This window comes from Pseudomonas sp. GZD-222 (assembly GCF_049310525.1).
Taxonomy (GTDB): Bacteria; Pseudomonadota; Gammaproteobacteria; order Pseudomonadales; family Pseudomonadaceae; genus Aquipseudomonas.
On the sequence record NZ_JBMOWO010000068.1, the window covers coordinates 40,851 to 50,888 of the forward strand.

Annotated in this window: 6 protein-coding genes; 4 read left to right on the top strand and 2 right to left on the bottom strand. The window is 59.8% G+C overall.

Annotated features, from left to right (window positions below):
- Positions 1-170: 170 nt before the first annotated feature.
- Entirely contained in the window at positions 171-1,823 is a 1,653-nt protein-coding gene (locus ACO6VD_RS12305; protein ID WP_422419370.1) for a nitrite/sulfite reductase, read from the top strand.
- Complete coding sequence (locus tag ACO6VD_RS12310; RefSeq protein WP_422419372.1) at positions 1,807-2,301, top strand: DUF934 domain-containing protein; 495 nt, start codon at positions 1,807-1,809, stop codon at positions 2,299-2,301. Before ACO6VD_RS12305 ends, ACO6VD_RS12310 begins: the two co-directional genes overlap by 17 nt.
- Before the next feature lie 49 nt (positions 2,302-2,350).
- Here ACO6VD_RS12310 and ACO6VD_RS12315 read toward each other — a convergent pair whose 3' ends face one another.
- Together ACO6VD_RS12315 and sohB are read right to left on the bottom strand one after the other, a co-directional pair.
- Positions 2,351-7,522 carry a dermonecrotic toxin domain-containing protein gene (locus tag ACO6VD_RS12315; protein WP_422419374.1) on the bottom strand — a complete coding sequence of 1,724 codons (5,172 nt, stop codon included), beginning with the start codon at positions 7,520-7,522 and terminating at the stop codon, positions 2,351-2,353.
- 73 nt (positions 7,523-7,595) lie between these two features.
- Positions 7,596-8,612 carry a protease SohB gene (gene sohB / locus ACO6VD_RS12320; RefSeq protein WP_400172986.1) on the bottom strand — a complete coding sequence of 339 codons (1,017 nt, stop codon included), beginning with the start codon at positions 8,610-8,612 and terminating at the stop codon, positions 7,596-7,598.
- Between the two features lie 197 nt (positions 8,613-8,809).
- Here sohB and ACO6VD_RS12325 point away from each other — a divergent pair, with 197 nt between their 5' ends.
- Together ACO6VD_RS12325 and ACO6VD_RS12330 are read left to right on the top strand one after the other, a co-directional pair.
- A complete protein-coding gene (locus tag ACO6VD_RS12325; RefSeq protein WP_422419376.1) occupies positions 8,810-9,520 on the top strand; it encodes a histidine phosphatase family protein in 711 nt (236 codons plus the stop codon).
- A gap of 57 nt (positions 9,521-9,577) precedes the next feature.
- Complete coding sequence (locus ACO6VD_RS12330; protein ID WP_400172988.1) at positions 9,578-9,895, top strand: SCP2 sterol-binding domain-containing protein; 318 nt, start codon at positions 9,578-9,580, stop codon at positions 9,893-9,895.
- The last annotated feature ends 143 nt before the right edge of the window (positions 9,896-10,038 follow it).

Below are 10,038 nucleotides of genomic sequence, written 5' to 3' on the forward strand. Positions count from 1 at the left end.
GTCCAACCGGGCAAATGCCATTCAGTCTCACTTAGTCCAAATGGTTCTTTTCATATGCAAAAACATCACTTTTGCGCATAAACACAAACTGCTATCTTTCTTCCGCTCCGCTTTGGGAGTGCGCGGCCGTGCGCGCGATTAGCTGCAAGCAGCTTGAGAACAGGACCCCTATGTACGTATATGACGAATACGATCAGCGGATCATCGAGGACCGCGTCAAGCAGTTCCGTGATCAGACCCGCCGTTACCTGGCCGGTGAGCTGAGCGAAGAAGAGTTCCGCCCCCTGCGCCTCCAAAATGGCCTCTACATTCAACGTTTTGCCCCGATGTTGCGGGTCGCCGTGCCCTATGGCCAGCTGACCTCGCGGCAGACGCGGATGCTGGCGAAGATCGCGCGCGACTACGACAAGGGCTATGCCCACATCAGCACCCGGCAGAACGTGCAATACAACTGGCCTGCCCTGGAAGACATCCCGGAGATCCTGGCCGAACTGGCCACCGTGCAGATGCACGCGATCCAGACCAGCGGCAACTGCCTGCGCAACGTCACCACCGACCAGTTCGCCGGTGTCGCTGCCGATGAAGTGATCGACCCGCGCCCATGGTGCGAGATCGTACGCCAGTGGACCACCTTCCACCCCGAGTTTGCTTACCTGCCGCGCAAGTTCAAAATTGCCATCAACGGCTCGAGCAGCGACCGTGCGGCCATCGAAGTACACGATATCGGCCTGGAGCCGGTGTACAACGCTGCCGGCGAGCTGGGCTTCCGCGTGCTGGTCGGTGGCGGCCTGGGCCGTACCCCGGTGGTCGGCGCCTTCATCAATGAGTTCCTGCCGTGGCAGGACCTGCTCAGCTACCTCGACGCGATCCTGCGGGTGTACAACCGCTATGGCCGTCGCGACAACAAGTACAAGGCGCGGATCAAGATTCTGGTCAAAGCGCTGACGCCTGAAGTCTTTGCCGAGAAGGTCGAGGCCGAAATGGTCCACCTGCGCGGCGGCAGCAGCACCCTGACCGACGCCGAAGTGCACCGCGTAGCCAAGCACTTCGTCGATCCGGACTACAAGGCGCTGGATAACCTCGACTTCAGCGAACTCGAGCAACAGCACCCAGGCTTCGCCCGCTGGCGCACGCGCAACGTCCTGGCGCACAAAAAGCCCGGCTACGTTGCCGTGACCTTGTCGCTCAAGCCTACCGGCGTTGCCCCTGGCGACCTGACCGACAAACAGCTCGATGCCGTCGCCGACCTCGCCGAGCGTTACAGCTTCGGTCAGCTGCGTACCTCGCACGAGCAGAACATCATCCTCGCCGATGTCGAGCAGAGCCAACTGCACGCGCTGTGGCTGGAACTGCGTGAAAACGGTTTCGCCACACCGAACATCGGCCTGCTGACCGACATCATCTGCTGCCCTGGCGGTGATTTCTGCTCCCTGGCCAACGCCAAGTCGATCCCGATTGCCGAGTCCATCCAGCGCCGTTTCGACGACCTGGACTACCTGTTCGACATCGGTGAACTGGACCTGAACATCTCCGGCTGCATGAACGCCTGTGGTCACCACCACGTCGGCCACATCGGCATTCTCGGGGTGGACAAGAAAGGCGAAGAGTTCTATCAGGTCTCCCTCGGTGGCAGCGCCAGCCGCGACGCCAGCCTGGGCAAGATCCTCGGCCCTTCGTTCGCCCAGGACGCCATGCCGGATGTCATCTCGAAGCTGATTGACGTCTACGTTGAAAAACGTACCGAAGACGAGCGCTTCATCGACACCTACCAGCGTATTGGCATCGACCCTTTCAAGGAACGCGTCTATGCAGCGAATCATTAAGAACCACGAGATCGTCGACGAAACCTGGCACCTGCTGCCCAAGGACTTCAACATCGACGAAGTGACCAACTGCGACGACTACATCGTGCCGCTGCAGTTGTGGCGTGAACACGGGCATATGCTCAAGGCCCGCGACGGCGGTCTGGGCGTATGGCTGGATGCCGACGAAGAAGCCGAAGAGATCGGCCACATCGCCAACGAGTTCCAGGTCATCGCCCTGAACTTCCCGGCCTTCACCGACGGGCGCAACTACTCCAATGCGCGCCTGCTGCGTGATCGCTACAAGTTCACCGGCGAGCTGCGCGCCATTGGTGACGTGCTGCGCGACCAGCTGTTCTATATGAAGCGCTGCGGCTTCGACGCCTTCGCCCTGCGGGCCGACAAGGACCCGGTCGAAGCGCTGGAAAGCCTCAAGGACTTCTCGGTGACCTACCAGGCTGCAACCGACGAACCGCAACCGTTGTTCCGTCGCCGCTGAACAAGAAAGGCCCCGCATGCGGGGCCTTTCTGTTTAAGACACTTCGAAACTACAGCTCTTGAGCCTGCGTCAAGCTTGCCAGCAGGGCTGTCTCGGCGCGGTCGCGAGCACCGGCCAGGGCGTTGGCCGCGGCCAGGTACCTTTGACTGTCCATCTCAAGCCTGCGTAACGCCCCGTCTGCGCCCCGCGGGTCTTCCTCCAGCGCTATGCGCAAAGCCTTCAGCACCTCGTCATCTAGCGTGGCAGGTAATTCTTCGGATGCACCATTGCAGTAGTCCAGGTATTCAAGACCTTCAGCCCAGGTTGTCGAGAGATCATCGAATTGCGCGGCATAGCGCTGTTTCAGGTAACGCTGCCAACTGTTTTCAGTGAGCATCCAGGCCTGTCGATTGACGACCGTATCATGCATTCTGACTGCAGCGGCAACCCGTTCCACCGTCAGCGGCGTCAGATTGGCCGTGGCCCGAAACAGCATGCCGGTGGAAAGCTCTGGATAGTCCAGCACGCCCGCCAGCTCCTGACGCAAGGCCAGACGGATCTCGATGTCATCGACACTTTCACTACCCAGTGTGGCGTCGCTGATGTCATCCAGCGGATCCAGCGGGGTCAACACATCGCCTGCCAGCAAGGCTTCACGCCGCCGCGTGCGAGCCAATGACAGTGCATCGGCCATGCGCTGGACTTCATGGCGGCGGAACAGCTGCTTGTACAACACCAACAATTCAGTACTGCGCTCAGCACTGGTGGCCTCCAGACTCCGCTGAAACACCAGTACCGCAGTTTCCAGGGCACTGAAGGCATCGGTGCCGGCATCGCCACAGGTAACCGGATAATCAGCGGCAATCTCGAGCAGTTCCACTCTAAGCTGCGTGTGCTCTGAGGCCAGCTGGAGCATGGACCAGACCCGCTTGCGCACATCAACCGGGTGGGCCCGGAACTCACTGGACATGGCCAACCGGCCGAGCACGTCACGTAGCGCGGCATGTCTGCGGTTATGGAACAGCTCGCGCTGGGCCTGGCTTGCACCCTGCAGCCAGGCAAAGTCAGGACGTACCTGGGCTGCAACTTCAGGTTCGAACTCAGAACCTACCTCACCCAGACGGGCAATGCTCCGAGCTTCCAGTGGGTTGTAGTACAGGTTCAGTCTGTGCTCGCCATCAGCATTGCTACGTAGGCCGGCGCCGAAGCGAGTGGCGGCCAGCTCTGGTAGCTGTGTAATCTGATTACGGCTCAAATCGACGATCCGCAACTGATAGGGGTCCAGATTCATCAATGCCGTCAGCCCGGCAGGCCACTCGGCTAATCGGCAACTATCCAGCGTCAGATGTCGCAGCTGCAGCAGATTCTCAAGCGCGGGAACCTGTCCCAAGGGGTTGCTGCTCAACTGCAGACGCTGCAAGTGGACAAATTGTGAAAAGACCTGGGCACCCGCTTCATCCAGCACCAGCTCTGTGCTGCTCAAATCCAGTTCTTGTAGCGGCAAACGGGCCAGGATCGCCAGGCCATCGCTGCGCAGCCCCACCCGGTTGTAACGCAGGTTCAAGCGGGTCAATGCAGGCAATCTGGCGAGCGTCTCCAGCGCTGTGTTGGGGATGTCATGCATTCGGTTGCTTTGCAGCTCCAGCGACCGCAGGCTTACCAGCAGCCTTAACGGCTCGAACATTGTTTCGCTGCTGCCCAGTTGTGCCTCTCTCAAATTCAAATGCTGCAAACTCGCCAATGATGCAATTTCACTCGGGATAACGTCCAACAGATTGGCTTCCAATGACAGGCTTTGCAGCCTGGGAAAGCAGCGCAGAAATCCACCAGACACTTGCAACAGCCCCATTCGTTCCATGTTCAGGCTGCGAATATGCTCGAATCGCGCGGTCAGTTGCGGTAACGACTCGACTAGCAGCCCATCCAGCTGCAACTCCCACCTTTGCCGGCCACCTATTCGACGCCAGGCGTTTAGCAGTCGCTGCCTGACTATTACGCGGCTATGGCGCTCGAACATGTCACTGCCATTCGCTTCCCACTGCTCAAGGGTTTGCTGGAGCATCTTGTATTCGGCCTCCAGTTTGAAAACGGCGTCGCCCAAGGTCTGATTCTCCAGCAACAAACGCTCCTTCATTGCCGCAAGCCCTCTAGACCCCAACTCCGGATACAGTGCATTGAGCCTGCCATCGACTGCCAGCCCTCCCACCACTCCACCCAAGGGATACCCCATACGACCATCGGCCAAACGCAAGGGTGAACGAAACCACGGCCTTATGGGCTGCTGACCGAGCTGGATCGCCGCCAAGGCGCGGTCCTCCACAGCAAGCGAATACAACGCCATGCGCAACGACTGGGCGGCATGGATCTCGATATCCAGGGCCTGTCGCTCACTATCGGGAAGGGCCTTGAGCAAAGAGACGACAATCTCCTGGTCCTTGCTCAACTCAAGCCCTTGGGCGTCGTATGCGCTATAAAGATCTCCACGGCGCACCAAGGTCTTGAGCTCGCCTTCAGGCATGCCGACGCTGGCCAGCATGCGACCGGACAATGTGTCTTCACGCATTTCCACACGCACGCTGTCGGTCCAGCCGGGCAACCGGGCCAACAGCCCCAGGGCCAGACGATCGCTGTCCAGGCTAGCCAGGCTGGGTTGATACAAGCCCTGCATGGCCCGGTTGAGGACAATCTGGCGCTGATAAACGCGCGCCTCTTCAGCCAGGCGCATCGGCACACGCCCATCACTGGCTTGCAGCTGCGTCCGTTCAGCGGAGTCAGCGGCAGCAATAATCTCCAGCGCAGCCGCATCGCTCAGCAGCGGAAAATCGCGATGCAGTCGCTGTTGCTCAACGGAAGGCAGTGCACGCCCGTGCTCATACATACTCTTGAATATGTAAGCACGGTGCTTTTGGGCACGCTCGGCAATTAGCAAACGCAGAACCTCCAGACGCTTGTCAGGCTCGACACTGGAACCAAACAGGTCGAGGGCTTCGCTCTCGGTCAGGTCCGCCAGCACCTTGTCAGCTAGCTGATTGGCGTACAGCTCCCTCAGCGATATGGGAATAACCCGCCCGCTCGGCCAGCGGTCTGCGCCATAGCGAACCAGCACCCTGTTCTGGTTGGCCTGGTCATAGACCTCGATTACCCGCTGCGGCCACCGTGGCAAATCCAGGCTCAGGCCTGGCCCCAGATCCAGGCCATCGACATCCGCTGAACCGTCCCTCAAGCTGTCGATCAAGCGGCTTACCCGACGGTCCACCTGAAAGCGCTGCAAGGTGTCCCTGAGCGGCGGCGGCACCGGCAGATGGTCCAGGTGCACACGTCGCAGTACATCATCGTCGATGCCACTGATCCGGGCGGCCTGCTCGAGCACCTCATCTGACAAGCCATGTGTGGCAGCACCGATGCGTCTGAGCAGCTTTTCACGTGGCCATTGCAAAGGTTGCTCACCGACGAGCTGCCAGGTGCCCTGGTTGTTGTGTCCAAGGGCCGGCTGATAGGCATGGGCATCGTCCGGGTGGCGGATCGACCAGACGCCGTCAGCCCCCTCGGACACTTCACAGGCCAAGCCGTCGACATGGATGTAAGTTTTACCCTCAAGGTAATAGAGCCCCTTGTCATCAGGGACGCTGTTGCTCAGCTCGACATCACGTGCATAGGGCAGCAGGTCAGGCTTCCACAGGCGCTGCTCGCCGCCAGGCAGTGTGACCCGCAGCAAACCATCCACGCGTTCGCTGGTCTGCAACGGTGTCGCAACATGGCCCGCTGTGCCCAGGCCAACCGCCAGAACCACATTCAGCGCAACTGACTCGAAATGCGCCAGCGCCTCATCAAGCTCGCCTGCCTCCCAGGCATGCGCACCATCAACTATCTCTTTGACCAGTTGTCCCGCGGCCACCACCGCCATCACCTCGCCCAGCCCGGGCAGAAAAAAGGCAGCGGCATTGAGCGCATTGAAGCCAATGCTTTCCCAGTAAGCCAGGCGTTGTTTCTTCGCCGTTTCGTCTACATCTGCACTAGGTACTGCAAGGTCGCGGGCATTGGCCTTGATGCGTTGCAGTTGCCGGTCTTGCATGAAACCAAACAACTCACTTTCGATGGTCACATCACGCAAGTGCAGATTGGCAGCGTGGTTGAGCTGACCGTTCTCGTACAGATTTTCATCCAACAGTTTGAAGAAGTGAGCCTGCTCATGCTTGGGCACAAACCCACGAAACAGCTCTCGGTAACCTGGCAACAGCAGATTGATCCGCAGGTCCAATTTGAACGCTGCCACCGAGGCGAACTCTTTGAGTGGATATAGCGGTGCACCGGGTAAATAGACAATGATCGGCTCCACCTCGTCGCTGGTTAGCCGATTGGCGCTGAACACCAAGACGCCGTCGAGGGGCGAGCCAAACATGCTGAGCGTCTGGCAGATGACAGGTTTGTCATGCAGAAGCGGAGCCGACTGGCCTGCGAGCAAGTCGTTGAACATCAGCTGGGCCGAAGCAGAGATTTCGCCTTTCATCAGCGCCGTTTGCGCAACGAGGCGCATGTTGTCCTTGTAGGCGTTGATCGACAACGTGCGTATGGCATCGCTAGAGGCGGGATTCTCGAACACCTCGCGCAGGTGCGCCTGGTATTTGCCACCCAGGTCCAGCTCATGACACAAGGTGGCAAAACGCGTGGGATCGATATCCAGCTTGCTGGTGTAACGATACTGAAAGCGTGGATAAGCACCTTCCAGTCCTGGTATCAACTCCATTACGAAAGCACCCTTGGCAGCCAAAGCGCTACCCGCCAGAAACTCGGCTCCGGCGGCAAAGTTCTGCATCGCGGCCTGCAACAGCCTTTGCCGGCGCGGAATAGTCCGGAGCATGCTCCCAAGCAGAATCGACTCTTGATTAATTTCCACCAGCTCGGCGGTGTTGACGTCAAGCTCGACACCCAGGTCGGCTTTCAGCCTCGCCTTGAGCAAAGGCTCGGCAAAGGCGCCCAGGCCCTGGAAATCTTTCAATGCCGTGGCCAAGGCGCGCGCCGAGTTGCGGCTGCTTTGCTGAGCGTCGAGCAGCGTCTGACGGGCTGTCTGGCTGGCATTCAGGAACCAGGCGGTTGATCCAGAAGGACGCAGCTGGGCTGGGCGCTGAATTTCGCGCCAACGCTTGAGGTCGGCAACGTTGGCGTGCTTGAGCCAATCTGGAAGGCGATCGACAAGGAAACGGCCATGCAGGCCGGGGACCGAAATCGTTTGAGAGGTTTGCATAGGAGGTTTCCTGTAGGTCAGTTGGCCGTACAGGAAACTCGCGTTGCCCCTATGCAGTGGCGTTACATATTGCTCAGCGCCATTGGCCGAGCTTGCTCCAGAGCCCGAGCAGAGTGTTCTCGATCGAACCACTGGCCGCCAGCCCTACCCGCTCCTGCAAGCTTTTGCGCTCGGCGTAGTGCAGGTGGTACAGATTCGACTCACGCGCGCGGTCGCCCAGGTATTCGTCGCTGGTCTTGAGTTCGTCGACCAGTTGCTTGTTCAGCGCGGCAACGCCCAGCCACACCTCACCGGTGGCGACATCGTCGATGTGCAACTGCGGGCGGTAACGCGAGACGAAGTCCTTGAACAACTGGTGGGTGACGTCGAGGTCTTCCTGGAACTTCTCCCGGCCCTTCTCGGTGTTTTCACCGAATACGGTCACGGTGCGTTTGTACTCACCTGCGGTGAACACTTCGAAATCGACATCATGTTTTTTCAGCAGGCGGTTGACGTTCGGCAGCTGCGCCACCACGCCAATCGAGCCGAGAATGGCAAAGGGTGCGCTGACGATCTTGTCGCCAATACAGGCCATCATGTAGCCGCCGCTGGCTGCGACCTTGTCGATGCAAATGGTCAGTGGAATACCCGCCTGGCGGATACGCGCCAGTTGCGAAGAGGCCAAACCGTAGCTGTGGACCATGCCACCGCCGCTCTCCAGGCGCAGCACCACTTCATCGCGCGGCGTGGCAAGGCTCAGCACCGCAGTGATCTCGTGGCGCAGGCTCTCGGTGGCTGACGCTTTGATGTCGCCATCAAAATCAAGCACGAACACCCGCGGCTTGTCGTCGGGGGTTTTCTTCTGCTGCTTTTGCGCCTTGGCCTGCTGCTTGCGCAGGGCCTTGAGCTGGGCTTTGTCCAGCAGGCTGCTTTCCAGACGCTCGCGCAAGTCCTTGTAGAACTCATTGAGCTTGTTGACCTGCAACTGCCCGCCGGCCTTACGCCGACCTTTGCCACGCAACCCGGCGATCGCCGAGAGGACGATCAGGATCGCGATGACCAGGGTAGCGGTCTTGGCGAGAAAGCTTGCGTACTCTGCAAGAAACTCCACAGTAACTCCTTAACATGCCGGCGCCCGAACGGCGCGAACCGATAGTCAAGCATACCGAGCCGGCCTTGCCCCTGCCAGCGTAGGAAATGTCCAGCAATGCAGTTCAAACGCTCTTTTCAAACGCTTGTATGTTTTTTCGTTGACAGCCTGCCGGAGGCATCCTAACCTCGGCCTCATTCTTACCGCAGGCGCACGACGTGGGCAGCATCTACCTGATTCGACATGGCCAGGCCTCATTTGGTGCAGACGACTACGACGTCCTCTCGCCCGTGGGCATGCGCCAGAGCGAAGCACTCGGCGAACACCTGGCCCAGTTGGGCGTACGCTTTGATCGTTGCCTGGCCGGCGACTTGCGCCGCCAGCAAGATACCGCGCGCCTGGCCCTGGCGGCCATGCATAACGCCGGTTGCGCGGTGCCTGAACTGGACACCGATAGCGCCTTCAACGAATTCGATGCCGATGCCGTAATCCGCGATCTGCTGCCCGGCCTGCTGCCACAAGAGCCCGAAGCCCTGCATATCCTGCGCAACGGTGCGCAGAACCGCAGGGAGTTCCAGCGCCTGTTCGCCCTGCTCATTCAGCGCTGGCACGGCGGCGAACACCCAAGCGACTGCCAGGAATCCTGGCAAGGCTTTGTCGACCGCGTGAACACGGGCCTGCAGCGCGTACTGCAGCAGGCCGACAACGGCGACAATATTGCGATTTTCACCTCAGGTGGCACCATCACCGCCCTGCTCCACCTGGTTACCCGTATCACTGCCAGCCAGGCTTTCGAGCTGAACTGGCAGATCATCAACACCTCGCTCAGCCAACTGAAGTTTCGTGGCCGCGAGGTGACCCTGGCTTCCTTCAACAGCCAAGCCCATGTGCAGCTGCTGAAGGTGCCGGAGCTCATCACCTATCGTTGAGTCCCGGCCCGTGGCGGCCTTCACCGGTCGCCGTAATCACTTAATAAGGAACACACCATGAGCGAAGTAGCAAAAGCCGTCGAAGCGATGAAAGCCAAGTTCAACCCTGCCGCTGCTGCCGGTCTGGACCTGGTCTTCGGTTTCAACATCACTGACGAAGACAAGCACTACGCCCTGATCGTCAAGGATGGCACCTGTGAAATTCAGGAAGGCGAAAACGCCGACGCCAACTGCACCCTGGTGCTGGACAGCGAAACCCTCAAGGGTATCGTCAGCGGCGAAACCGACGGCATGCAGGCCTTCATGGGCGGCAAGCTGCGCGTTGAAGGCGACATGATGCTGTCGATGAAGCTGAGCGAGCTGTTCCCGGCCTGAGCCCTGCGCTGATGCCAGACAAAACCGAAGCCTTTAACGGCTTCGGTTTTTTTTCGCCTGCTGTCTCCCCCTGGTGGGGGGGGGGGGGGGGGGGGGGGGGGGGGGGGGGGGGGGGGGGGGAGAGAGGGGGGGGGGGGGGGGGG